The sequence below is a fragment of the Halohasta sp. A2 genome (genome assembly GCF_056175805.1).
In genome coordinates this window covers 1-22355 of sequence record NZ_JAQFWV010000054.1, presented here as the reverse complement: position 1 = coordinate 22355, position 22355 = coordinate 1, and the positions used below count along the sequence as shown (strand labels likewise).

General features: G+C 60.5%; 27 protein-coding genes. 12 read left to right on the top strand and 15 right to left on the bottom strand.

All coding sequences use genetic code 11. The features are described 5' to 3' along the window. The first annotated feature begins 64 nt into the window (after positions 1–64). Together O2S87_RS13655 and O2S87_RS13650 are read left to right on the top strand one after the other, a co-directional pair. Entirely contained in the window at positions 65–607 is a 543-nt protein-coding gene (locus O2S87_RS13655; RefSeq protein WP_475409341.1) for a helix-turn-helix domain-containing protein, read from the top strand. Next, the gene (locus O2S87_RS13650; RefSeq protein WP_475409339.1) at positions 607–1467 is read left to right on the top strand and encodes a sulfurtransferase; all 861 of its coding nucleotides are present in this window, start codon (positions 607–609) and stop codon (positions 1465–1467) included. The genes O2S87_RS13655 and O2S87_RS13650 overlap by 1 nt, the downstream gene beginning before the upstream one ends. 95 nt (positions 1468–1562) lie before the next feature. Here O2S87_RS13650 and O2S87_RS13645 read toward each other — a convergent pair whose 3' ends face one another. After that, on the bottom strand, positions 1563–3332 hold the full coding sequence (locus tag O2S87_RS13645; RefSeq protein WP_475409340.1) for a cbb3-type cytochrome c oxidase subunit I: 1770 nt from the start codon (positions 3330–3332) through the stop codon (positions 1563–1565). Positions 3333–3793: 461 nt separating this feature from the next. Between O2S87_RS13645 and O2S87_RS13640 the strand changes: the two genes are divergently transcribed. Then, positions 3794–3919, top strand: coding sequence for a hypothetical protein (locus O2S87_RS13640; protein ID WP_475409338.1), 126 nt, complete (start codon positions 3794–3796; stop codon positions 3917–3919). Between the two features lie 23 nt (positions 3920–3942). On the opposite strand, the gene dhaM is transcribed toward O2S87_RS13640, so the two are convergent. The 3 genes from dhaM to dhaK all read right to left on the bottom strand — a co-directional run bounded on the left by dhaM (position 3943) and on the right by dhaK (position 6159). Further along, positions 3943–4326: a dihydroxyacetone kinase phosphoryl donor subunit DhaM gene (dhaM, locus tag O2S87_RS13635; protein ID WP_475409337.1), complete on the bottom strand. Its 384-nt coding sequence runs from the start codon at positions 4324–4326 to the stop codon at positions 3943–3945. Further along, a complete protein-coding gene (gene dhaL / locus O2S87_RS13630) occupies positions 4323–5039 on the bottom strand; it encodes a dihydroxyacetone kinase subunit DhaL (protein ID WP_475409336.1) in 717 nt (238 codons plus the stop codon). Before dhaL ends, dhaM begins: the two co-directional genes overlap by 4 nt. 124 nt (positions 5040–5163) lie before the next feature. After that, on the bottom strand, positions 5164–6159 hold the full coding sequence (gene dhaK / locus O2S87_RS13625) for a dihydroxyacetone kinase subunit DhaK (protein WP_475409335.1): 996 nt from the start codon (positions 6157–6159) through the stop codon (positions 5164–5166). Between the two features lie 150 nt (positions 6160–6309). On the opposite strand from dhaK, the gene O2S87_RS13620 reads away from it, so the two are divergent. The 3 genes from O2S87_RS13620 (at position 6310) to speB (ending at position 8286) form a co-directional block, all read left to right on the top strand. Next, complete coding sequence (locus O2S87_RS13620) at positions 6310–6987, top strand: phosphoglycolate phosphatase (protein ID WP_475409334.1); 678 nt, start codon at positions 6310–6312, stop codon at positions 6985–6987. An 85-nt stretch (positions 6988–7072) separates the two neighbouring features. Continuing rightward, positions 7073–7447 (top strand): translation initiation factor IF-5A, encoded by a 375-nt coding sequence (locus tag O2S87_RS13615; RefSeq protein ID WP_475409333.1) that lies wholly within the window; start codon positions 7073–7075, stop codon positions 7445–7447. Next, positions 7447–8286 (top strand): agmatinase, encoded by an 840-nt coding sequence (speB, locus tag O2S87_RS13610; protein ID WP_475409332.1) that lies wholly within the window; start codon positions 7447–7449, stop codon positions 8284–8286. Before O2S87_RS13615 ends, speB begins: the two co-directional genes overlap by 1 nt. Before the next feature lies 1 nt (position 8287). Here speB and O2S87_RS13605 read toward each other — a convergent pair whose 3' ends face one another. Beyond that, positions 8288–9163: an SDR family oxidoreductase gene (locus O2S87_RS13605; protein WP_475409331.1), complete on the bottom strand. Its 876-nt coding sequence runs from the start codon at positions 9161–9163 to the stop codon at positions 8288–8290. Positions 9164–9305: 142 nt separating this feature from the next. Beyond that, positions 9306–9908 carry an HdeD family acid-resistance protein gene (locus tag O2S87_RS13600; protein ID WP_475409330.1) on the bottom strand — a complete coding sequence of 201 codons (603 nt, stop codon included), beginning with the start codon at positions 9906–9908 and terminating at the stop codon, positions 9306–9308. A 220-nt stretch (positions 9909–10128) separates the two neighbouring features. Here O2S87_RS13600 and O2S87_RS13595 point away from each other — a divergent pair, with 220 nt between their 5' ends. Then, positions 10129–11178 (top strand): metallophosphoesterase family protein, encoded by a 1050-nt coding sequence (locus O2S87_RS13595; protein WP_475409329.1) that lies wholly within the window; start codon positions 10129–10131, stop codon positions 11176–11178. A 4-nt stretch (positions 11179–11182) separates the two neighbouring features. On the opposite strand, the gene O2S87_RS13590 is transcribed toward O2S87_RS13595, so the two are convergent. The 5 genes from O2S87_RS13590 to O2S87_RS13570 all read right to left on the bottom strand — a co-directional run bounded on the left by O2S87_RS13590 (position 11183) and on the right by O2S87_RS13570 (position 14521). Next, positions 11183–11572, bottom strand: coding sequence for a hypothetical protein (locus O2S87_RS13590; RefSeq protein ID WP_475409328.1), 390 nt, complete (start codon positions 11570–11572; stop codon positions 11183–11185). A 113-nt stretch (positions 11573–11685) separates the two neighbouring features. After that, a complete protein-coding gene (gene thrC, locus O2S87_RS13585) occupies positions 11686–13077 on the bottom strand; it encodes a threonine synthase (protein WP_475409327.1) in 1392 nt (463 codons plus the stop codon). A 61-nt stretch (positions 13078–13138) separates the two neighbouring features. Next, complete coding sequence (locus O2S87_RS13580; protein WP_475409326.1) at positions 13139–13507, bottom strand: helix-turn-helix domain-containing protein; 369 nt, start codon at positions 13505–13507, stop codon at positions 13139–13141. Positions 13508–13579: 72 nt separating this feature from the next. After that, positions 13580–13813, bottom strand: a complete 234-nt coding sequence (locus O2S87_RS13575; RefSeq protein WP_475409325.1) for a DUF8001 family protein — start codon at positions 13811–13813, stop codon at positions 13580–13582. Between the two features lie 3 nt (positions 13814–13816). Next, complete coding sequence (locus O2S87_RS13570; protein WP_475409324.1) at positions 13817–14521, bottom strand: DUF5828 family protein; 705 nt, start codon at positions 14519–14521, stop codon at positions 13817–13819. A 160-nt stretch (positions 14522–14681) separates the two neighbouring features. Here O2S87_RS13570 and O2S87_RS13565 point away from each other — a divergent pair, with 160 nt between their 5' ends. The 3 genes from O2S87_RS13565 (at position 14682) to O2S87_RS13555 (ending at position 16649) form a co-directional block, all read left to right on the top strand. After that, the gene (locus tag O2S87_RS13565) at positions 14682–15200 is read left to right on the top strand and encodes a peptidylprolyl isomerase (RefSeq protein WP_475409323.1); all 519 of its coding nucleotides are present in this window, start codon (positions 14682–14684) and stop codon (positions 15198–15200) included. A 149-nt stretch (positions 15201–15349) separates the two neighbouring features. Further along, positions 15350–15694: a DUF5802 family protein gene (locus O2S87_RS13560; RefSeq protein WP_475409322.1), complete on the top strand. Its 345-nt coding sequence runs from the start codon at positions 15350–15352 to the stop codon at positions 15692–15694. A 40-nt stretch (positions 15695–15734) separates the two neighbouring features. Next, entirely contained in the window at positions 15735–16649 is a 915-nt protein-coding gene (locus O2S87_RS13555) for a Vms1/Ankzf1 family peptidyl-tRNA hydrolase (protein ID WP_475409321.1), read from the top strand. Positions 16650–16671: 22 nt separating this feature from the next. Here O2S87_RS13555 and O2S87_RS13550 read toward each other — a convergent pair whose 3' ends face one another. The 3 genes from O2S87_RS13550 to O2S87_RS13540 form a co-directional block, all read right to left on the bottom strand. Further along, positions 16672–17163, bottom strand: coding sequence for an FxLYD domain-containing protein (locus O2S87_RS13550; protein ID WP_475409320.1), 492 nt, complete (start codon positions 17161–17163; stop codon positions 16672–16674). A gap of 124 nt (positions 17164–17287) precedes the next feature. Continuing rightward, complete coding sequence (locus tag O2S87_RS13545) at positions 17288–18313, bottom strand: DUF7972 family membrane protein (protein WP_475409319.1); 1026 nt, start codon at positions 18311–18313, stop codon at positions 17288–17290. A 127-nt stretch (positions 18314–18440) separates the two neighbouring features. Beyond that, entirely contained in the window at positions 18441–19268 is an 828-nt protein-coding gene (locus O2S87_RS13540; RefSeq protein ID WP_475409318.1) for a PspA/IM30 family protein, read from the bottom strand. Positions 19269–19541: 273 nt separating this feature from the next. Here O2S87_RS13540 and O2S87_RS13535 point away from each other — a divergent pair, with 273 nt between their 5' ends. Both O2S87_RS13535 and O2S87_RS13530 read left to right on the top strand, forming a co-directional pair. Next, positions 19542–21392, top strand: coding sequence for a hypothetical protein (locus O2S87_RS13535; RefSeq protein ID WP_475409317.1), 1851 nt, complete (start codon positions 19542–19544; stop codon positions 21390–21392). Continuing rightward, positions 21352–21600 (top strand): hypothetical protein, encoded by a 249-nt coding sequence (locus O2S87_RS13530; RefSeq protein WP_475409316.1) that lies wholly within the window; start codon positions 21352–21354, stop codon positions 21598–21600. The genes O2S87_RS13535 and O2S87_RS13530 overlap by 41 nt, the downstream gene beginning before the upstream one ends. Here O2S87_RS13530 and O2S87_RS13525 read toward each other — a convergent pair. Further along, a partial coding sequence (locus O2S87_RS13525) for an IS4 family transposase (RefSeq protein ID WP_475409315.1) occupies positions 21597–22355 on the bottom strand: 759 nt, incomplete at its 5' end. The two genes, O2S87_RS13530 and O2S87_RS13525, sit on opposite strands and share 4 nt — an antisense overlap.

Genomic DNA, 22355 nt, shown 5'->3' with positions numbered 1-22355 from the left:
CGGAGTCACCACGCTCTCTCCGTCCCAACGAGGAGCATACGAACCCGCAAGTTGCCTTCGTGGGCTGGTAAGCGATACCCCCAGCGCGAGGAAACCTCGCCGTTTACGGCGAGGAGGATGTCATCACCTGCGGGACTTCGGGAACTGCGAGTCCGTCGCAACACTGGCTGTTGAGTACATTGGCCCGGACGTACTATTCGAGCTCAAACGGCGTCAGAACCGCGAGACGTGGACAGTGATGATGGGAACCGATGACGGTGTCGGACTGTTTTACGACGCGCTACAGGTGTCGTTGCAGGAAGGGATTCGATTCGAGTTCGACCACATCGGACAGGCCTCCAAACGGCGAACAGGACTGTTCGCGCGCAAGAATCTCCCGCCAGAACAGCGCGAAGCGCTCGTCGAGGCTGTTGGGCGTGGCTACTACGAAAAACCTCGGCAGATAACGCTCGAAGAGTTGTCGACGGAACTGGATTGTCCCCGGTCGACGTTGTCGTATCGACTCCGGAGTGCCGAATCAAAACTCGCCAAGAGCTTTGCGACCAACGAACACCCGACAGAGTTTCAGAGCTTCCCACAGACAGCCGAGCAGTTGGGTGATACGTGATGCTCGAATCGACCGGGCCACTCGTCAGCGCGGAGGCAGTGGCTGCAAATCTGGAGCAGATTCAAACGAATGACCCCGACTACCGACTGCTGGAAGTGAACGTTCAGCAGGGAACCTACGAATCGTCACACATCCCTGGGGCGGTTCGTCTCGACTGGCAGCGTGACCTCCGCGACACGGAGACGTTTGACGTGCTCTCTCCGGCGGCACTGTCGACACTGCTCGGCGACTGCGGCGTGACCCGTGAGACGACGATTATTCTCTACGGAGACTTTTTCAATTGGTTCGCCGCACATACGTACTGGCTGCTGCGGTACTACCGCCACGAGAACGTGTTGTTGCTTGATGGGGGCCGGAACTATTGGCTCGAAAACGAGTATCCAACGACCGACACGGTTCCCTCGGTTCCCAGCCGCAAGTACCACGCCCCCGAACCCGACGAGTCCATTCGTGCGCGACGAGGGGAGGTCGAAGCGGCCGTCGAGTCCGGCGGCTGTCTGCTCGATGCCCGTGCACCGCCGGAGTACCGCGGCGACATTCTCGCGCCCCCGGGCTGGAATGAGGGCGTACAACGCGGCGGTCACATCCCCGGAGCAGTGAACAAACCCTGTCGAGACACTATCCAGGCAGATCGCCGCTTCCGCTCACCCGAGGAACTGGCAGCAGTGTTCGACGACTACTCCACAGAGGAGCCAATCATCGTCTACTGTCGCGTCGGCGAGCGGTCGGCACTCGTCTGGACGGCTCTCGCAGAGATACTCGACTACGAGAACGTTTCCTACTATTATGGCTCGTTCGTCGAGTGGGGAAACACTGTCGGGCTCCCAGTCGAGAGTCCAACCAGTGCCGACCTCCGGTAACTAACTCGTTCAATAACTACCGATATCTGAATGTGAGATCGTAATCGCTGATATCTCAACGCGGGAAACCACTGCTTTACCCCACGTGGAGGGTGTCACGCGTCAGTTTTGTCAGCGTCACACGAGTCGGTGTCGACCGTCTCGTTCCCGGTTTCGCCACCGTCTGTTACAACATCCTCCTCGCCACCGTCAGCCGCCAGTTGGGTGTCGAGTTTACGTTCGAACCACTGCCATTCGATGGATCGCATACCATCCTGATTGAGGTTCCAGGGATCGCCATTCTCGACGCGTTTTCCTTCGAACCACGAGGTAATCATGTTGTATAACCAAATAATCTGGCCGATCAACAAAATCAAAGCCCCAAGTGTTGCGACCTGATGAAGGTTGGCGAACTCGGGCACGTAGTTCGCATAGCGTCGTGGCATACCGCCGTAGCCCAGCAGGATCATCGCGAAGAACGTTACGTTCGTCCCGACCATTGTGAGCCAGAAGTGGGCCTTCCCGAGACTCTTTTGATACATCCGCCCAGTAACAAGCGGGAACCAGTAGTAGATTCCCGCGAAGCCAGCGATAGCAATGGCACCCATGACGATGTAGTGGAAGTGACCGACCACGTAGTAGGTGTCGTGCAGCACAAGGTTAACCGGAATCGACGCCAGGAACACACCGGTGACACCGCCGATGATGAAGTTCGAGACGAAGCCGATACAGAACAGCATCGGCGTTGTCGTCCGAATCCGGCCGTTCCACAGCGTCGTGATCCAGTTGAATGTCTTGACGGCCGATGGGATCGAAATTGCTATCGAAACCGCCATGAAGGAGGCCTGCAGTCGTGGATCCAGTCCTGTCGAGAACATGTGGTGGGCCCAGACACCAAAGGAGAGCACGCCAATCGCGAGCGTCGAGTAGACGACGAATTTGAACCCGAACAGCTGTCGACCCGCAAATCGCGGTAAGACGTAGCTGACGATTCCCATCATCGGCAACACGAGGACATACACTTCGGGGTGACCGAAGAACCAAAACAGATGCTGGTACAGCATGTTGCCGCCCTCGGCGAGGAAAAACGAGGTGCCAATGTTCCGGTCGGCCAGTAACATCAGCAGCGCGCTGCCGAGCAGCGGGAACGCAAACAGGATGAGTCCCGACTGCGTGAGGACCGTCCACGAGAAGATATCGAGGTTCGCCCACGTCACCTTCTCGCCGCGGTGGGTAAAGATGGTCGCGATGAAATTGATCGCACCGATGGTGGTAGCGACCCCTGAGAGGTGCAGTCCAAGTAACACGAGGTCGACGCCCGCCCCGCCGACGGCGTCACTGCTGGTCCCGGTCGACAGCGGCGTGTACATTGTCCACCCAGTCTGTGCGGGTTCGAACAGCCCGAGCGGCTGGGCGAAGAAGCCAGCCCAGATCAGGAGTGCGGCTGGCGGCAACAGCCAAAAGGCAATGGCGTTGATTCGTGGAAATGCCATGTCGTCGGCCCCGATGAGGAGCGGAATCAGGTAGTTTGCGAAGCCTGCGATAATCGGTGTTCCGAAGAGGAACAGCATCGTGATGCCGTGGCTCGTCAGGAGGCCGTTGTAGGTCGCGCTTCCGAGTAATGATTCGGTTGTGATGAGATCCAGCCGCATCACGGTGACCATTAGCCCGCCGACCGCGAAGGCAGTGATCCCGTACAGTCCGTAGAGGATTCCAATGTCCTTGTGGTCGACCGTTGTGAGCCAGCGAACGATGCCAGTGGGTTTCTCTTCGGTGACGTAGCCCGATTTGTCGATGAACGAGCCGCCCCCGCCAACCGGAGTATACGACCGCCAGTTTTCGACCCGCGTGAGGAACGTGGCGACAGCGACAAGAAACACCCCCATCACTACGGTCATCAGAATTTGTGTGTTACTGTCCATATCGTTTCACCTGTTCGGTGTCAAATGAAATGGAAAACTGAGTCAACTCTGTCATAGGTACTTTCGCTCTACCTACTCGTTTATACGCCGGGTGAATCAGCATTCACTTGTCGAGTGCCAACTTTTTAAATACCCCAAGGGGTCCTCGAAGAAGCAGTAGTCAAGCCATATGAGTTTATTTGAGATGTTTCGGCGTCCAGAAGCCGATGAACAGTCCTTTCAACAAATTCAGCCACTAGATAAATCAATCTGTCTGTGTGATCAGTTCTGCTGCCGCTGGTGCCACCGAGTATTCATACCCCACGCAGAGCTACGTACTACACATGGAGCCTGATGGCACACTCGATACGCGAACACGAGCGTTCGACCAGCGCGGAGCGTCGTGAACGGTTCGATAACGCACTCGGCCCATTGAAAGCACTCGTTTGACGGCTCTCGACGCCGAAACCGAATCGAGAATCGTCGAGAAGGTCGCGTACATCGAGCAAGCGGATCTCCACTGGTTCCCGACGTTTCTGACCGAAGTCCGTTCGACCCTTACAGACGTCTGAGTTCGTATTGACGCCGACCAGTCTTACGAGGTTTTCCGGTAGTCGCGGGCTTCTTCGGCCTTTTCCAGCACCGAGTCGACGGTCGCCTTCTCGTTGGTCGCCTCGACAGCCGCGTTGAGTGTGCCTTCGAGGATCGGCGCGTCGGCGATCAGCGCGTGAGTATCGGTCATCTCGATGGCGAGTTCGGCGTTCATCACCGCGCTACCGAGGTCGACGAGGACGACGACGCCATCGCCCTCGTCAGCGGTCTCGATCGCTCGTTCGATCCGTGCTGAATCGGTTCCGATTCCGCCCTCGTCGTCTCCGCCCGCGGGTTCGAGCGGCGCGTCTCCTCCCATTTCGGCGGCGAGCTCGCAGATCCCGTCGGCGGCTTTCACGCTGTGTGAGACCACGACGAGGCCGATCACGCTTCGTCGACCTCGTCGGGCGTCTCGTCGGGAATCGTCGGCGAGCGGGCGTCGACGTCGGTCTCGCCGTCGAGGTACTCACTGGCTACCTCCAGTAGCTCCTGCATAATGAACCACGTCGACGTCGCGCCGGGGTCCTGGTGGCCCACCGATCGCCAACCGAGAAACGAGGCGCGGCCCTTCTGTGCGCGGATCGGCACGGTGAACTGCACACCGTGTTCGGCCGCGGCGGTCGCTTTGGCGAACGCCGTCAGCGGCGAAAGGTCGTCGACCTCGACCGATTTCTTGAACGTATGGACCGCCGGCGCCAGCACGTCGACCATCGTCTTCGCGCCGAGTTGGGCGTTGCCTCGATCTTGGACCTTTTCCAGGTAGGCCTCGGCAAACGCCACCGAACTCTCGGTAGTCAGCCCGCCGTCGAGCGTTTGACTCGCGCTCATAATCGAGCCGCCGTACAGCGGTCCGGAGGCCCCGCCGACCTTCGAGATCAGTGTGACACCGATCTTTTTGACGAGCTCCTCGGGTGTCGACTCGGTGTCGCCCTCGACCGCTTCGGCGGCCGCCCGAAAGCCGCGGGTGAGGTTCGAGCCGTGGTCGGCGTCACCGATCGCCGAATCCAACTCCGTTAGATACGCTTTCTCGTCTTCGAGTCGGTCGGCGACCGCCGTTGCGGCTGCCAGAATCGCCTCCCGCTGCGTTGCTTCATCTACCATGCTAGGTGAGAGTCGCCCGAAGCTCAAAGTATTTATGTTGAACGATTATTGTAATAAGGAATTACTTATATTCAATCATATAAGTAAAATGATTTGTTCGGCGGTCGGCGCTCGGCTCCACGGATCAGACAGTGAGCGCGGGAGTGTCGGCCGACGCGTCGAGGAGTTCTTTGAGTTCGTCGTCGACAGCCGCCACGGTGATCGACGCGCCCATCATATCGAGGGAGGTCATGTAGTCGCCGACCCACGCGTCCCACGTTTCGAGGCCGTGATCGTCGACGATCTCCTGTAGCCTGCGGTTGAGGATGAACAGTTCGGACTGTGGAGTGCCTCCCATGCCGTTGACCATCGTGATGATCTCCTGGTCTTCATCGAGATCAAGGTCTGCAAGGACCTTCTCGGTGAGGTGGTCGGTTATCTCGTCGGCGCTCATCATGTCGACGCGCTCGGTGCCCGGCTCGCCGTGGATGCCAATGCCGAGTTCGATCTCGTCGTCCGGCAGGTCGAAGGTCGGCTCGCCCTTGTCAGGGGTGACACACGAAGTGAGTGCGACGCCCATCGTCGCCACGTTGTCGATCATCTTGTTGGCGACGCGCTCAACCTCGTCGAGGGATGCGCCCTCAGCGGCTTTCGCACCCGCCACCTTGTGGATGAAGATGGTCCCGGCGACGCCGCGTCGACCGCTCGTATAGAGCGAGTCCTCGACGGCCACGTCGTCGTTGACGACGACCTCTCTGACCTCGACATCCTCCATGGCGGCCATCTCTCCGGCCGTCTCGAAGTTCATTACGTCGCCCTCGTAGTTTTTGACGACACAGAGGACACCCTCCCCGCCGTCGCAGGCCTGGATCATTTCGTCGAGTTGGTCGGCACTCGGCGAGGTAAACACCTGGCCAGCGGCTGCACCATCGAGCATTCCATCGCCGATAAAGCCAGCGTGAGTGGGCTCGTGGCCGCTACCGCCGCCCGAGACGACCCCGACTTTGCCCGACACCGGCGCGTCGGCCCGTACCATCACCTCGGTGCCATCAAGCCGCCGAAGCTGCTCGGGATACGCTGCCAGCATTCCGTCGAGCATTTCGTCGACAACTGCCTCCGGATCGTTGATGAGTTTCTTCATATCTCACTTTCTAATACACTATCAATAATGAAAAAGCTATGTCTTATTGAGTGACATCACCGCTCAGAGCCGCCGAGAGCGGTATCAGTCGCCGATCGGTCTCGGTGTACACGGACGAGATGTTTTTCATCTCGGTCACAAAGAGAGTGTATGGTACCACCGCTCGCACTCGATATCGACGGTACGCTGACGACCCCGGACCACCGGATCGATTCTCGGATTTTCGACTACCTCTCCGACTGGCCCGCGCCGGTCGTTATTGCGACCGGGAAATCCTTCCCGTATCCGGTCGCCCTCTGTCATTTTCTGGGCATTCCCGAGCGCGTCATCGCCGAAAACGGCGGCGTCGTCTGTGTCGACGACCGGGTGTCGTTTCAGGGCGACCGGGCGGTCGCCGAAGCTGCAATCGGGCGCTTCGAAGCCCAGGGGGGTGATCTCGGCTGGGGACCTGCCGACACCACCAACCGCTGGCGCGAAAGCGAGATCGCCGCCTCGATGGACGCTGACGAGGCACTTTTGCGCGCGGTCGCCGCGGAGTTCGACCTCGAAGTCGTCGACACCGGCTACGCCTACCACCTCAAAACGCCCGGCGTCGAGAAGGGCGACGGTCTTCTAGCGGCTGCCGATCATCTCGGAATTGACCCCACCGAGTTCGTCGCGATCGGCGACAGCGAAAACGACGTCTCGATGTTTGAGGTCGCTGGCGAGTCGTATGCAGTCGCCAACGCCGACGACCGAGCGCTGGCGGCTGCCGACTCAGTCACCGACGATTCGTACTTCGACGGGACGCTCTCGGTGTTCGAGTCGCTCGTCGCCCAGCCCAACTGAGCGGAGTCACTGGCTACGGCTGCCAATCGGCGCTCGGTCGGCGCGTTCCAAACGGTTTATACTCGCCCCTCAAGAAAGGACGTTCATGCCTCGAGAACAGAAGCAGGTTCGCGAACTGCAAGAGGGCAGCTACGTAATGATGGATGACTCGCCATGTAAAATCAACCACTACAGCACGGCCAAACCGGGCAAACACGGCAGCGCCAAGGCTCGCGTCGAGGGCCGCGGTGTCTTCGATGGCAAAAAACGGAGCCTCAGCCAGCCCGTCGACGCCAAGGTCTGGGTGCCGATCATCGAGCGAAAACAGGGCCAGGTCGTCTCAGTCACCGGTGATGACGCCCAGGTAATGGATCTTGACACCTACCAGACGTTCACGATGCGTATTCCTGAGGGCGAAGAGTTCAGCAGCGATATGGATATCGAATACCTCGAGTACGAGGGCCAAAGAAAGGTCGTGTAATGTTTCCCGGCGCGACTGTCGACCGCGAGGCTGCTTCCTACGTGGTCGTCGGCGCGCCCCTCGACGCCACGACCACCTTTCAACCCGGGACCCGCTTCGGTCCCGACCGCATCCGCCGTTTTGCCGAGAGTTACGATAACTACGACCACCGGACCGACCAGCAGTTCACCGACTGTGGAGTCCACGACGTGGGCGACGTTCGGGCGTGGGCTGCGGTCGCCGAATACTGCGACTACCTCGGCGGCCAACTCCGGGACGTCGTCTGGGACGACGCAATCCCGCTTCTGCTGGGTGGCGAACACACCGTCACGATTCCAGCGGTCGACGCGGTCGATCCTGACGTTTTCGTCTGTCTGGACGCCCATCTCGACCTTCGGGCCGAGTACGACGGCACCGAGTGGAGCCACGCATGTGTCACCTGGCGTGCGCTCGAAACTGCCGACGAAGCGATCGTTCTCGGTGCGCGCACCGGCTCTGCCGCCGAATGGGAGCGGGCCGACGAAGACGACGTGACCGTGGTCGAGCCGGAAGCCGTCGACGACTGGCTGGCCGACCCGCCCGAATTCGATGGACGATCGGTGTATCTGAGCGTCGACATCGACGCCGCCGATCCGGGCTTCGCGCCCGGCACAGGAACCATGGAACCCTTTGGACTCACCCCTCAGCAGATGCGGGGCGTGGTCCGAGCCGTCGCACCTTACTGTGCGGGGTTCGACGTGGTCGAGGTCAACGACCGCGACGACGGCCAGGCCGCCGCGCTGGCTGGCAAACTCCTTCGGGAGTTCGTCTTTTCACACGCCGAGGCCGAAGCCTCAGTCGACGTCGAGCCGTCGTCGTAGCTCACCGTGTGGAGGGCTGAAACTCTTTGACGTAATCTTCGATGAACGATCGTATTCCTCGTGGCCGTCGACCCAGAATCCGTTCGACGTCGTCGGTCACGCGCCCGGCGAGTCCAAGTCGAGCCGTGGTATAAATAGCACACATCAGCAGCACAAACGGCAGCGGGTGGCCTCGGCGTCGCATTCTGATTATGAACTGCACCAGCGATGGGTTCGGATAGGTGATCGGTCGACCCAGCACGTCGGTGAAAATCTCGGCAACGTCGTCATAGGCCAGCGCCTCGGGTCCCGTCAGATCGTAGGCCCGGTTCTCGTGGCCCGACTCGGTGAGCACTGTCGCCGCAACTGCACCGACATCGCGTGCGTCGACGAAACTCGTTTCGCCATCGCCAGCCGGGAGGTAGATTTCACCGTGCTCGACGATGTCTGGACGGTGGACTTCGAGGAGGTTCTGCATGAAAAACGACGCTCGAAGCAGTGTGTACGCTGCACCCGTCGCCGTCACTCGCTTTTCGATTCGGTGGTGAGGAATGAGGACGTTCCTTTCGGCACCGAGCGCCGAGAGGTAGGCGATCCGGTCGACGCCGACGCGTCCGGCGGCATCGGCGAACTCGCTGACAGCGCCGGCGTCGACCGTGGGTGGTCGCATCAAGAAGAGCCCCGTTACATCAGTAAGGGCAGTACCCCACGTCCCGGGCTTGGCAAAATCGAACGCGACCGTCTCTGCGATGTTGGTGAGTTCGCTGGAGATGTTTTCGGGGTCGCGTACGCCGACCCTGATGGCTACGTCTCGGTCACCCAGTGCGTCGACGACGTGTCGGCCGACCGTCCCGGTCGCCCCGGTGACGAGAATCCGCGTCACTGACCAACGCCCCATGCGAGACGGCAGCCGACCGGTGTCGCTACGCTATTGCTGTGTGCGTTGTTCATCCGAAAATCGCCTCGGTCGTATACGAATCAACGCGGTCAGTCGGTTTATAATTCGTCTACAGCGAGGCCGCCAAAAAATCGAGCGTCAATCAGACGCTCGGTTTCTCCATGGTGGGCTCGTCGACCGCTCCGGCGTTCGTTTCGCGCCGACGGTTCGAAACGCCGACGTAGACCATCGTCGCCCCGGTGACGAAGACGTTGATACCGAACAGCAGGCCCACGGCCCACAGCAGGCTGCCCGGCAGGTCGACGACGAGCACTCCGGCGAGGATCAGCGACAGCAGGCCGCTGGCGACCAGCGAGCCCCAACCGGCGTGGGCCCGCGAACGTAGCCCCATGCCGATTTCGACGACGCCGTCGACGACGAAGAAGGCGATCAACAGGGTCGTCAGCGTGACCAGTCCCAGTACGGGGTTCGCCAGCAGGATGACTCCCGCAATGGCGTAGATGCCTGCCAGGGCGAGTTGCAGGACGAACGCGTTCCAGCGGCGGACGCCCAGTGCCTGCCAGAGGTGGACGAATCCACCGACGACCAGCAGGCCACCGACGATCAACGACAGCGACAGCCCCGTTACGAACGGGAACACTATCGCGACGAGTCCGATGAGTGCGAGACCGATGCCACCCAGTATGACCGGTCGCCAGCTTCGGGGTGCCAGCACCGTCTCGTGTGTAGGGGATATGGGTTCCATGATCACACTGTTGTTGGCCCGCTGGGCGGATAGCCGTAGTCGACGGATGCGGGTCCGTGTCGTATCCCTACTCGCTCGGTAACGTCTCGGTAGTCGCTGAATCGTGTCCTGAAACTCTCGTTCGAGCTAGCGAGGGCGTCAGAGTAGCTATATAGTTGTCAGGAGACACGTGTACGGCTCCTAGTTACGGCTTTAGGCTCAGACCCCCGAGGCGTACGTAATGAGTGGTCCACCGCTTCGGAACGGAGCCAGTACAGTGATGGCCCGGCTCGCGGCCCCGACGACCCGGCAGCCGACGCGGCTGGCCGTGATTTCGGACCCCCACGTGTCGACGCGGGCCGAGGGCTCGCCAAAGCAGTTCGACCGCACCGAATCCTTTCTCCAGGCGACTATCGACGACATCAACGATCGCAACGTCGACGCTGTCGTTTCGACCGGCGATCTGACCAAGGACGGCGCGTCGTGGGATTTCGACCGGGTCGACGCTCTTCTCGACGAGCTCGCTGCCCCCTTCTTCGCCGTGCCCGGCAACCACGACGTGCCCAAGACGTTCGATGACCACCGATCGGCCGCCCGGGGTCGCTTCGTCGACCGCTACACGCCCGGCTCGCTGCCGTATCACACCCGGATCGGCGGGGTCGACCTGTTCGGCCTCGATAGCGCATGGACTCCTTCTGGCGACCTCCGGGACAGTCATGACGGTCGGATCACGCCCGACCAGCTCGGCTGGCTCGAAAGCCGTACCGCGTCGGCAGACTGTCCAGTTGTCATCACTCATCACAACCTCCCGCCGACGGCGGCCGACCTCGACGCCTACGGCGAGGCAGTCGACATCGACATGTCCGGGGTTCCGGTCATGCGCAACGGCCCAGCGGTCGTCGACGGGCTGGCCGACGCCGGGATTCCGCTGGCGCTGACCGGACATATTCACCTCCCTGGTGTCGCCCACTACGGAACGTCAAATGAGTCAACGACGACAGTCACTGAAATTACGGCACCTGCCACTTGTACGTTCCCGCAGGCGTACCTCCTCGTGGACGTCGACAGTCGCGGGACGACGGTACGGTACGTTCCGATTGCGTCGTCGACCGAGTCGATCGACGCCTACAGCGCCCGGCTGGGCGGCACCGAGATCGACCGCGGGCAGGCCGCCCTCGGGGCGATCCGGACCGCGGGGTTCCCGCTGATCGAGGAGTGGCATCCCGCGACACCGGCAGCCAGTCGGCCGACGACCGCGCCGCTTTCGGGTCCGCCGACGGGCGACGATTAGCGAGTTACTCCGAGAGCCAGCCGCGGAGTCGACTCCGGAGATCCGTTCGGTCGCTCGATGGGGGTTGCTGGCTGGCGGTCGCGGCCGCCGCTTCGAGTTCCGCAATCACCCGCTCGTAGCGGTCGACGATCCGCTGTCTGGCGTCGGCGTGGGCGGCCACCTCGCGCTGAAGCCGGTCTACCTGCGCCTCCAGTCGCTCGATTTCGGCGTTCGCCCGCCGGATTTCCTCCTGGAGGCGGTCGCGTTCGTCCTGTCGGTTTGGTTCGTTCCGCCGGTCGTCAGCCCGTGGTTGGGAGGGGTGGCTCGGGCCGTCTGACCGTGGCGTCCGTGGGTACGTCCGATCGGCACGCCTCTCGTTGCGTACTGTTCCTGTCGGGAGCATCGAGGACCACATCGACCCGGAGTTGTAGTTCAAGCACTAAAAAGAGGAGTCAGACGACCGCAAGACGCCGATTCGGGCTCGAAACCCCCGTCATTGTCAGCTATCGTGACAGTGATCGATACGGGCTATTCGGGTTTCGAACGCAGCTTCCGGTAGCCGAGATACGCGATTCCGAGACCGCCCACCAGCGCCGTGAACAGCCGCGAGCCGACGGCGTTCGACACCCGTTCGGAGACGCGTCCGACGGCCGACTCCGGGGTGTTGATGTGCTCTAAGACGGCCTCGGTGTCGTTCGGGACCGGCTCGGGGTCGCCACCGGCCGCGAAGGCGGCATCCGGATCCTTCAGCAGGTGGCCGGTCGTGAGACAGACGACCGACTCGTCGGCGCTGATATCGCCCGATTCGCGGAGTTTGCGGAGTCCGGCGACCGAAGCTGCCGAGGCCGGCTCGACGCCGATCCCCTCGCCAGCGAGCGAGCGCTGGGCGTCGGTGATCTCCTCGTCGCTGACCGCCACGGCGGTGCCGCCGGTGTTGCGGATGCCGGGCAGGGCCTTCGGCGCGTTGACCGGGTTGCCGATCCGGATCGCGGTGGCGATCGTCTCGACGTCCTCCCAGCGCCGGACCTCGTCGTTGCCCTCTCGAATCGCTTCGACCATCGGCGCGGCCCCCTCGGCTTGCACCCCGGTCAGTTTCGGCACTTGGTCCTCGTCCAGTTCGCCGCTGGCGACGAGTTCGCGGAACGCCTTGTAGAGGGCCGAGGTGTTGCCCGCGTTACCCACTGGGAGGACGATCCGGTCGGGGTACTCGCCGTAGTCTTGATAGTGTTCTTCGAGGATCTCGAAGCCAATCGTCTTCTGGCCCTCCAGGCGGAACGGGTTCAGCGAGTTGAGGAGATAGACCTCGCCTTTCGCGGCGAGATCCTGGACGATATCCAGACAGGAATCAAAGTTACCGTCGACCTCCAAGATCCGGGCGTTATGTAGACTCGCCTGGGCGATCTTTCCCGCCGCGACCTTCCCCGAGGGTAGCAGGACGAGCGTTTCCATCCCGCCGCGAGCGCCATACGCGGCGAGTGCCGCGCTGGTGTTGCCCGTCGAGGCGCAGGCGAGTCGACCGACGCCGAGTTCCTTCGCGACTCTGACGCCGACGGTCATGCCGCGGTCTTTGAATGAGCCGGTGGGGTTCATCCCCTCGTGTTTGATTCGTAACCGCTTGATGCCGATCGACTCGCGGAGGCGCGGGGCCTCGTGGAGCGGCGTGTCGCCCTCGGGGAGCGTGACACCGACCTCGAAGGGGAGCCCAGCGTTGTACCGCCAGACGCCCCGGCCCTCGAAGTCGTCGAACGTCGGCGGCTCTGCGTACCGGACTTCGAGCAGGCCGTCGCAGTCGTCGCAGGTGTACCGGATGTCGTCGAACGGGGCGAACTGCTCGCCGCAGGCGATACACTCCAGCCAGACACCATCTTCGTTGGCGCACGCCGGAGCCGATTGGGGCGGCGCAGAAAGCTCAAGACTCATTGTATCAGTGTGACAGGGCGGTCGTAAAAAGCCGGTCGGTTGTCGGCAGCCATGGACGTTGTCAGTCGCCGAACTCGTTGATCGTGTCGTGGACCGCCTCAACCCACTCGTCGAGCGCTTCGTGGAGCATTTGTTGGGCCGTCGACAGCTCGACGGCGGTGTACTGATAAACGTAGCCGCCCGAATCCAGCAAGCGCCGGTGTCGGCCGACGAGGCCCTTCTCGCGGAGAGTTGACAGCGACCGGTTGACGTTGCTCCGGTCGCGGTCGAGACTGGCGGCGAGCTCTTCGACCGTGGTTCCCGGCTGGTCGACCAGTCGTAGATACGTCCGGCTCTCGTGATCGCGAATGCCGAACACACACGAGAGAATGTGCGTGAACTCCGGCTCTGTGGTGCCGACCAACTCCTCGATATCGCGGGACTGCGTCATGGAAACTCATACGAGCGACCCACAGTAAAACTCCGTGGCTCAGCGATTGTCCGTGCAGGTATTTAAATAGGTCTACGTCCCGTACCCCATCTTCCGGATACAGGCGTGCATCTCGTGCTCGTCGCTGTGTTTCTGGAGTCGGGTCGGGGTATCGCAGTAGTAGGTTTCGCCGTCGTACCGGAGGCTGATCTCGTGGGCTCGACCGAGCAGCTCGACGGTGACGAGGATTCGTCGACCGCGGTTGAGTTCGGTGAGAATCTCGTCGGCCGTCCGCTCGCCGGGGTCGATCCGCAGAGGGTCGGCCATCTCTCAGTTTGTCGTCGACTTGGTGTCGTCGCTTTTGGGTTCGGGCGGCTCGACACCCTCGGCGGCCTCGACGTTGGCGGTGTCCTTCTCGGTGGTGACGTGCCAGCGGTCGATGGTATCCTCGTACTCGCCGAGCTGTTGGGAGACCTCCTCTTTGCGCTCGTCGTCGTTGACGTTCACCTCGAAGATGAACTCGGCCTCGCCGTTTCCCTGCGTGGTTTTCTGGATGTTCGCGCTGACCAGCTCGTTGTCGAAGTAGTAGGGTGCCAGCTGTGTCATGACCTTCTGGTACACCGTCGTTTCGACCGTTCGAATCGCTTTGCGGCCCGCCGAATCGGCCGCGCGGGTCACGTACTCGATCGAGTCCTGCCAGCGCTCGACCGCGCCCTCGTCGTCGCCCTGCTCGATCTTGCCGTAGGACTCCGAGAGCTTCTCACCGGCAGTCCGTACGTCGTCGCGGGCGGCTTTGCCCGCTTTCTCGCCCTCGCCTTCATTGACGCTGGCCTGGTCTGCGGTCTTTTCGTTGACGTCCTCGCTCAGTCGTTCGTGGGCCTTCGGTCGCCACTCGTTCCACTCCTCGAAGGCGTCGACGAACTTTTGGGTGTCTGCGATGCCCGTCTCCCGGAGTGCCTGGGTGATGCGTTCGCCGTGTTCGACGATCGTTGGCCACTCTCCGCGTACTTTGAAACCGGAGATGCTCTCTTCCATCGCGTTGAAACGCTTCTAAGACGGCCGACTACATAAACTTCCCCGAGCCATGGCACCACGGCTCGGCTGCCGAACGCGACGGTCGTCGACCAACCATCCGATCAGCCGGTCGATAGCACCGAGACACCACTGTTTTCACCGTCCCGCCCAACCGCCACATATGGCAAACCCAACCGCAACCCTGCACACGAACCACGGCGATATCACGGTCGAACTGTTCGAAGAGCGTGCGCCAAACACCGTCGGCAACTTCATCGGACTGGCAACCGGCTCCAAGGAGTGGACCGACCCCGAAACCGGCGACACGGTCGAAAACCAGCCGCTGTACGAGGACGTCATCTTCCACCGGATCATCGAGGGCTTCATGATCCAGGGTGGCGACCCGACCGGCACCGGTCGCGGCGGCCCCGGCTACCAGTTCGACGACGAGTTCCACGACGAACTCACTCACGACAGTGCGGGCACTCTCTCGATGGCCAACTCCGGGCCGAACACCAACGGCTCGCAGTTCTTCATCACGCTCGACCCAACGCCACACCTCGACGGCAAACACTCCGTGTTCGGCCAGGTCACCGAGGGCATGGACGTCGTCGAGGAGATCGGCTCGGTGCGAACCGACCGCCGGGACAAACCGCGTGACGATGTCGTTCTCGAATCGGTCGACGTCGAGTGGACCTGATCGGTCACCCGTTGGCCTGCTAACTGCCCGTTCGTACTGTTTCCTCGATTCTTTGTTCCGTTTTGCCACCGAGTGGTCTGTTTGTGGTCCTATATAAACGCTCTCGCCAACGCTTATCACTCGACATGGTATGGCATAACACGAACAGTATGTTTGAGCACTTTTCCGGTGGCTACTACCTCGGGGAACTGTACGTTGAACCGCACGACGGCGAGCGGGCGGTCATCCAGCAGGCCGACCACGAAGCGATGAACGAACAGCTGTATACGGACGGCGAAGGCATCGAACGGCTCGATGCACCGCTCGTCATGAAAGTCGACAACACACACATCCCCGTACTCGGTGACGAGAGTGTTCCGTCGGGAACGCTCGCGGTTCCCGCAGCGCTGCTCGACAAGCGGTCGGCCAGCCACCGCGAAGTGCTGTTGGCGAAAGCGAGCCGGGCCATGGAGCTACTTCGGTATGCGGGTTGGCAACCAGCGAGCGGGACCTGAGAACCCAACGTTTCAAGTCTCCTGACTACGGCCTTGAGGTATGTTTGACGAGCTGCTCGGACGCGCCGAACTCAAGCGGCGAATCGAGGAGTTGGAAGACGAAAAGCACCATCTCCAGCGGCAGCTAGAGGCCGAATCCGAACGCCGGACCGACGCGGTCAGCGACCGCCAACAGGCCGAACAGCAGGTCAACCGCCTCGAAGACCGGATCGTCGAACTCGAAGACCGCGTCGAGCGAAGCGAGCAGGCGACCGAGACCGCGGTCGACCGAACTCCACGGGGGACCAAATCGCTCCGTGGCGACCGACTTGCCGATATTCTCGCACGACTCCGGTCGGTCGAAACCGGCCCCGAGGGCGCGCTAACCGCCGCAGTCGACGGCGACGATTCGCTTTCCGAAACGGTCGACGACGCCGCGGGCGACTGTGCGCCACTCGTTCGCCGCGCGGCACCCACGATCTACTACACCGACGACGCGGGGCTGGTCTCGGTTTGCTTGCGACCGCCAATTATGCCCGAGGCTTTCGACGAGTGGGCCGACGGCTTCCGCGTCGACGAGACGTGGTTCCGGCCGACCGGCACCTTCGTCTTCGGGGTGATTCGCGCCGACGTGTTCGCGCTCGGTGTGTACGATGGGTCACAGCGGGCCGACTTCGAAGGCTTTGAGACCGACGTCAAATCCGACCACTCGAAAGGTGGCTTCTCACAGGGTCGCTTCGAGCGAATCCGTGACGAACAGATCGCCGACCACGTCGACGACGCCCGCGAGGCCCTCCGCGAGCGGATCGACGCAGTCGACCCCGAGCGAGTGATTCTGACTGGTGAGCGCTCGGTGCTCTCGGCCGTCGACGAACTGGCCGACCACACCGCAGTCACTGATGCAGGCGGGAAACCGGCAGCCGCGCTGGATCACGCCTTTGCGGACTTTTGGACGACCCGACTCGTCCGCATTTAAATACGCGGGGGAAACCGCCGGTTCAGGTCGGTGTGCCGAACGTCGCGATCTCGTAGGTGGTGAGATCGCCCGGCGATTCGAGTATGATGACGGTAAATGCCCACTGGTGGCCGCCGAGGAGGTCACGAACGCCGCCGAGAGAGGTTCCGAGATACTGATCGGCGTCGTTGTACGCCCGAACCCGGAGTTCGACGAAGTCGAGTCGGCTCTCGGTCGTGTTTTCGACGACGCCCTGGACGGTTGGGCCGCGATAGTCGTCCTCGAAGACGAACTCGTGACGCTGCAGGTCGACGGCGTCCGTCCGGAACACCTCGGCGCGTTCGGTCTGCTGACTGACCGCGTCGGCGGCGCTCATCTCGGCTGCGGATCGTGGCTCGGCGTCGTCGGGTATGGTGATCTCGCCGGATTCGTAGCGCGACGTATCGCTGCCACCGACACAGCCAGCGAGGCCGACGACTCCAGCGCCCCCGAGACTCACGAGAAACCGTCGACGGCCACCCCACGGGTCGGCCACTACGACCACCCTGCTGGCTGTTGGATTGGGGGTCGTGGTTGCTGGGCTGGAATCTGGACGAACACGGACGATCTACCGCCCCTGTCCATTTCAGTGTGATTGCCGTCGACCGAGACGTTCGTCGTTAGCTCGTCTGTTCGTCCCGCGGCGTCCCTCGAAGAATGAACGGCCCCATCGCCAGCGTCCGCTTGGCAACGGTGGCGATCCGCACCACAAACACCGTAAAGACGACGAACGGAGCGATACCGATAACGTAGCCCGCGCTCGCCAGCCAGACGAGCTGGTCGACGCCGAGCAGCGACCCCTGGAACGTCGTGGTTTGGATGTACATGAGTATCGATCCCATCAACAGGAGCGCCGGCACCGAGATGTAGAGCAGCGCCCGCGAGAGGTTGATCAACTCCCACTGAAAGTAGAGCGTCTTGAAATGCTCGCGGGCGGGTCCGAACTGCTGGAGCATCTCCAACAGGTCGTTCAGCGCATTTTCGGTCTCGTCGGTCATCGTCTCGCTGTGACCCTCTCGAAGCCGTCGACCGGTGTAGATTTTCCACGAGTAATCGAAGTTCAGCGCGGCCCAGATCACATCGAACGTTCCGAACTGTGCGTTTTCGAGGTCGGTCATGACCGTGTCGGTGTTCTGTCTGATCGTCTCGACGTACGTCGACACCTCCTCGGCCATCGCCGGATCTGCCCGCTCGTCGACCGTGTTGTCCATCGCGATGGCCTGTGATTGAATCCCCTCAAGCAGCGTTCGAAGAAAGGCGGCCGGCTCCGGCGGAGTCACCCCCTTTTCGAGCGCTGTCTCGATGTCTCGCTGAAAGCTCATTGCACCCTCCATTCTGTTCAGTTGGTCGCCAACGGCTCCGAGTTCCTGTGAGAGTACCAACTGGTTGATCGTGACGACGACCGAGGTTCCGGTGATGATCGCGCCGATGAACGCCGAAAAGATGTACTCGATCCGGTTGTGGGCCGCGGCGGTCTCCCGAAGCGGTGTGAGACCGATCTGACTCAGCCCGATGAGGACGGCGAACCCCATCGCGAGAATAACGGCCGTCAGCAGCCACCGATTGACCGTCAACAGCAGTCGCAGCCGCATCCCTTGCCGGTCTTCTTTTTTGGATCGGTACTGGGTTGACTGGAGGTCACTCATTGGCTGTCGTACTCGACGGCAAAGCCAGCTAAAACACCACGGAGCCATCAACTCGTCCAATTGTCTCGATCACACGAGTAGCTACCGCAAACCGCTTCGATCGCCTTCGCACCCCCAAGCCGACCGATCAGGCGTTCTCGTTGTCGCGGAGTTCGTCCAACTCGGCTTCGACCTCGCTGTCGACCACTTCGTTGTCGGCGTCAGTCGACGCTTCGGTCTCGGTTTCCGTCTCGGTCGACTCGTCGGCGTCGGCCGATCCCTTCCCCATCTCGGCTTTCAGCGTGTCGAGTTCGGAGTCGACCTCCCGGCTCGACGAGAGGCCGTCGAGTTCGCGGTCGATGCTGTCCTTGTCCGACAGGGCGTCCTCGAACGCACCCGAATCTTCGAGTTCGTCCATCGCGGCCGACCGGGCTTCCATCTCGTCGGTCTGTTCTTCGGCGCGTTCGATCGAGCGGGTGACGTCGCCCATCTCGTCGCCCACGCCGGTCATCGCCTCGGAAACGCGCGTCGAGGCCTCGGCGGCCTCGTAGCGGGCTTTCATCGTCTCCTTTTTCGTGCGGAACTCCTCGATACGGCCCTGGAGCGTGTTCTTCTTGTCGACGAGATTCTCCTGGGTCGATTCGAGTTCGGCGATCTGGACGTCGAGTTCTTCGATCTGTGCCATCTTCGATTTCTTCTTTTCGAGGGCTTTCCGCGCCAGATCGTCGCGGTCCTGCTGGACGGCCTCGCGCGCCTGACTGTTGTGTTTCTCGACGTTCTCTTCGAGTCGACGCTTCTGGATCTCCAGGCGTTTCTTCTGGGTGGTCAGATCGGCGATTCCCTGTTTGACGTCTTGGAGCTGGTCGCGCATTTTCTCGTAGGAGTAATCGAGCGATTCTCCGGGGTCTTCGGAGCGATTCAGTATCGCACTGATCTTCGAGCGGATGACAAACGACGCACGCGAAAGGATTCCCATACACGCGTTTGGGACACGCCGGGCTTAAAACCTCACACGATGACTATTTCATCCGCGCATCGCTCGATCATCGGCCTCCGATCGATTCCGATCTCGCTGAGTCGGTCCGGTTGCGACCTGAGAGTTATCGCTACAACAGCATGATCTGTCGGTGGAGTTGTAAACAATCGAACTGAAGGCTCTAATGGTTTGAGTACGTGTAGGCAAGGACGAAAATCAATAATATAATAATAATCCGTTCAACATGTGAGTAAAGAGTAAATACAGCACATCATGACTGAACCAACACCTGTTACGTTCTCGGAAGAGAACGTGACGATACACAAATCGTACGATGATACGGATCATCCGTATCCAGCGATTGTAATTAACATCGAGTACTGGAGTGACGAGCCCCGGAAAATCACTATTAGCGAGTCACTCCCTGATGGTATTTCCACTGACAAGATCGGGATCCATCCGGAAACATGTCAGTATTGGGATATTAAAGGTGGAAAGTTACTTTTCACTCGACAGTTCATCGAGAAGGGTGGGTTCGAAACGGCGTACTCGTATCAACCGGGATTCGATGACGAGTTCGATACGTGGATGGAACCGCCACACGTCGAGGTTGAGATAGAAGGGTCAGACGATCATCAGGTTCTCGAACCGGAGATCGACGAGTCAGAAGCCGAATCAGAAGAAGTCGACGCAGACGATTCAGAAGAAATCGAGGTGGACGATTCGGAAGACACCGAGGTGGAGGATTCGGAGGTCGAATCGGAAGAAGTCGACGCGGACGAGCCGGAGAACACCGAGGCGGACGACTCTGAGGTCGAATCAGAAGAAGTCGACGCAGACGATTCGGAGGTCGAGGCGGAGGATTCGGAGGTCGAGGCGGAGGATTCGGAGGTCGAGGCGGAGGATTCGGAGGTCGAGGCGGAGGAAGTCGACGCAGAAGAACCGGCAGACATCGAGGCGGAGGATTCGGAGGTCGAATCGGAAGAAGTCGACGCAGAAGAACCGGAAAAAGTCGACGCGGAGGAGTCTGAGGAAATCACTCTGGACGAGCCGCTGACAAATGGTAGCTCTAAAGATGGTGTTCAGGGCTCTCCATCACCGACTGTTGAACCCGACACTACCGGAGACTCGGCTTCTGCGGTTGGTAGTGCCGACGCCACCGATGCGTCGGCACTGGAGGCAGACGACGCAGAGAAGCTGTCAGCCACGGAGGTTACTGACCTGACGGGTGCCAACAATGGTTCTGCGGATGCCGAAACCGATGACGATGCTGGATCGATCGGTGAAGGTGGCGTCGTTGTCGGGACAGACACCGAAAACAACGGTGACACAAAGTCCCCTTACGGCGAAAACGGGATAGTCGACGGATCAGATACGGAAAACAACGGTGATACCGGTGCTGTGTACGGCGGAGATACGACAGAAATGGATTCAGAGATTGACGACCACGCCGACGCGGACGAATCGACAGATGAAATGGACACTGACGCTGAATCGGTAGACGAAACCGATACTGACGCCGAACCGGTAGACGAAGCCGATATCGACGCCGAACCCGCAGCGACTGAACTGACAGATGAGCCAGCCGACGACGAGGCAGTTGTTACTCCGGATGTCGACTCGTCACAAAGCCAGATCCAGGTGCTTGCACCCGGTCAGAAGGACGACCACCGTGAGATCAGCGACCGCCTCATGGACAACCTCGAAGGTATCAATTCCGCTCTAAATCGTGCGACCAGTGGAAACGGGCAGTTCGAAGCGCGGCTGAACCAGTTGGAAAATGAGATCGGATCACTGCAGGCGTACACCAACGCCCTCTCGGAGTTCCTCGATGAACACGGGACGGGAAAGCAGTTCATGGAGTCGACCGAACAGGATATTGCTTCGCTCGAATCGAGTGTCTCGGAACTCGATTCGGTTGCCCACAACCACAGCGAGGTTCTTTCGAACCTCCTCGATGCGCTCGACGATGTCGATGCCGACACTACTGAGCTTGAATCAGAAATCGATCGGGTCGATGAGACACTCGATACGATCGAAGACGCAATCGGTAACTACCGATGTCGACGCTCTCAAATCGGAGATGGACGAGCGACTCGAGTCGCTCTCGACGGAGACCGATGAGAAGATCAGTTCGCTTGAATCGAAGACCGACGAGAGGATCAACTCACTTTCGTCGAAGACTAACGAGAAGATCGATTCGCTCGAATCGGAGACCGACGAGAAGATCGATTCGCTATCGTCGGAGACCAACGAGAAAATCAACTCACTTGAATCGGAGACGGACAGCCGGTTCGAATCCCAGGAGTCAAAACCATGCGTTCTAGTTTAGTGGCGATCAAAAGCAAACTCACCTGATTCAACCTGTCTGCATAGCCGATCCCTCTGGGGATTTGGATTCTGCGACGCCCACAGCAACAACTCATCCAAATCCGGCAGTTCGTAGCCCAACTCAAGCATCAGATACAGCTGAATGAGATGAGCGTGCCGTTCAACGGCTAGCGAACATCGACGACGAGGAAGCCGCGACGCCGACGAGTCGGCGTCTGCGGCGGCAGTCATCTCTCGCTGTTGTGCTTCGAGTTCCCGTAGCTCGTCTACGATAACTCGGCTCATCATCAATGAAATCGCGGCCATGATGATCAGTGCTTCAATGATGTAAGCGTCAGTCGTATTGATCTCATCCAAGCCGAACCGCGATTTTAGCTCTTTGAACAGCAATTCTACCTCCCAGCGCGCCCGATAGAGCTGTGCGATATCGGGCGCGCGGTAGTCGTCTCTTTGAAGATTCGTCAGATAGAGGTGGTACTCTTCGGACTCATCGTTGCGGAGGCCAACTAGTCGAAACGTCCGGGTCTCGCTAGCGCTCGACCCTCGTTTGCGGTCGAATGAGAGGGTGATACGTACGTCAATCTCCTGTCGCTGCAGGTCGTCGAGGACGGCCTGCAGCGACTTGCCCTCTAGCGGAATGGTGTTACCCCGCCATGTCCGCAGTTCTTCGACGATCTCGAAGTTCGCGTTGTCTTTGACACGGGAGACGAACCAGCCGCCATTCTGGTCGATACGGTCGAACAACCAGAAATCATA

Coding starts and splice junctions, on each gene's coding strand:
- O2S87_RS13650 (WP_475409339.1), top strand. CDS start 607: ATGCTCGAATCGACCGGGCCACTCGTCAGCGCGGAGGCAGTGGCTGCA.
- O2S87_RS13645 (WP_475409340.1), bottom strand. CDS start 3,332: ATGGGGGTGTTTCTTGTCGCTGTCGCCACGTTCCTCACGCGGGTCGAA.
- dhaL (WP_475409336.1), bottom strand. CDS start 5,039: ATGGTAGATGAAGCAACGCAGCGGGAGGCGATTCTGGCAGCCGCAACG.
- dhaK (WP_475409335.1), bottom strand. CDS start 6,159: ATGAAGAAACTCATCAACGATCCGGAGGCAGTTGTCGACGAAATGCTC.
- O2S87_RS13620 (WP_475409334.1), top strand. CDS start 6,310: ATGGTACCACCGCTCGCACTCGATATCGACGGTACGCTGACGACCCCG.
- O2S87_RS13615 (WP_475409333.1), top strand. CDS start 7,073: ATGCCTCGAGAACAGAAGCAGGTTCGCGAACTGCAAGAGGGCAGCTAC.
- speB (WP_475409332.1), top strand. CDS start 7,447: ATGTTTCCCGGCGCGACTGTCGACCGCGAGGCTGCTTCCTACGTGGTC.
- O2S87_RS13605 (WP_475409331.1), bottom strand. CDS start 9,163: ATGGGGCGTTGGTCAGTGACGCGGATTCTCGTCACCGGGGCGACCGGG.
- O2S87_RS13600 (WP_475409330.1), bottom strand. CDS start 9,908: ATGGAACCCATATCCCCTACACACGAGACGGTGCTGGCACCCCGAAGC.
- O2S87_RS13595 (WP_475409329.1), top strand. CDS start 10,129: ATGAGTGGTCCACCGCTTCGGAACGGAGCCAGTACAGTGATGGCCCGG.
- O2S87_RS13590 (WP_475409328.1), bottom strand. CDS start 11,572: ATGTGGTCCTCGATGCTCCCGACAGGAACAGTACGCAACGAGAGGCGT.
- thrC (WP_475409327.1), bottom strand. CDS start 13,077: ATGAGTCTTGAGCTTTCTGCGCCGCCCCAATCGGCTCCGGCGTGCGCC.
- O2S87_RS13580 (WP_475409326.1), bottom strand. CDS start 13,507: ATGACGCAGTCCCGCGATATCGAGGAGTTGGTCGGCACCACAGAGCCG.
- O2S87_RS13575 (WP_475409325.1), bottom strand. CDS start 13,813: ATGGCCGACCCTCTGCGGATCGACCCCGGCGAGCGGACGGCCGACGAG.
- O2S87_RS13570 (WP_475409324.1), bottom strand. CDS start 14,521: ATGGAAGAGAGCATCTCCGGTTTCAAAGTACGCGGAGAGTGGCCAACG.
- O2S87_RS13565 (WP_475409323.1), top strand. CDS start 14,682: ATGGCAAACCCAACCGCAACCCTGCACACGAACCACGGCGATATCACG.
- O2S87_RS13560 (WP_475409322.1), top strand. CDS start 15,350: ATGTTTGAGCACTTTTCCGGTGGCTACTACCTCGGGGAACTGTACGTT.
- O2S87_RS13555 (WP_475409321.1), top strand. CDS start 15,735: ATGTTTGACGAGCTGCTCGGACGCGCCGAACTCAAGCGGCGAATCGAG.
- O2S87_RS13545 (WP_475409319.1), bottom strand. CDS start 18,313: ATGAGTGACCTCCAGTCAACCCAGTACCGATCCAAAAAAGAAGACCGG.
- O2S87_RS13540 (WP_475409318.1), bottom strand. CDS start 19,268: ATGGGAATCCTTTCGCGTGCGTCGTTTGTCATCCGCTCGAAGATCAGT.
- O2S87_RS13535 (WP_475409317.1), top strand. CDS start 19,542: ATGACTGAACCAACACCTGTTACGTTCTCGGAAGAGAACGTGACGATA.
- O2S87_RS13530 (WP_475409316.1), top strand. CDS start 21,352: ATGGACGAGCGACTCGAGTCGCTCTCGACGGAGACCGATGAGAAGATC.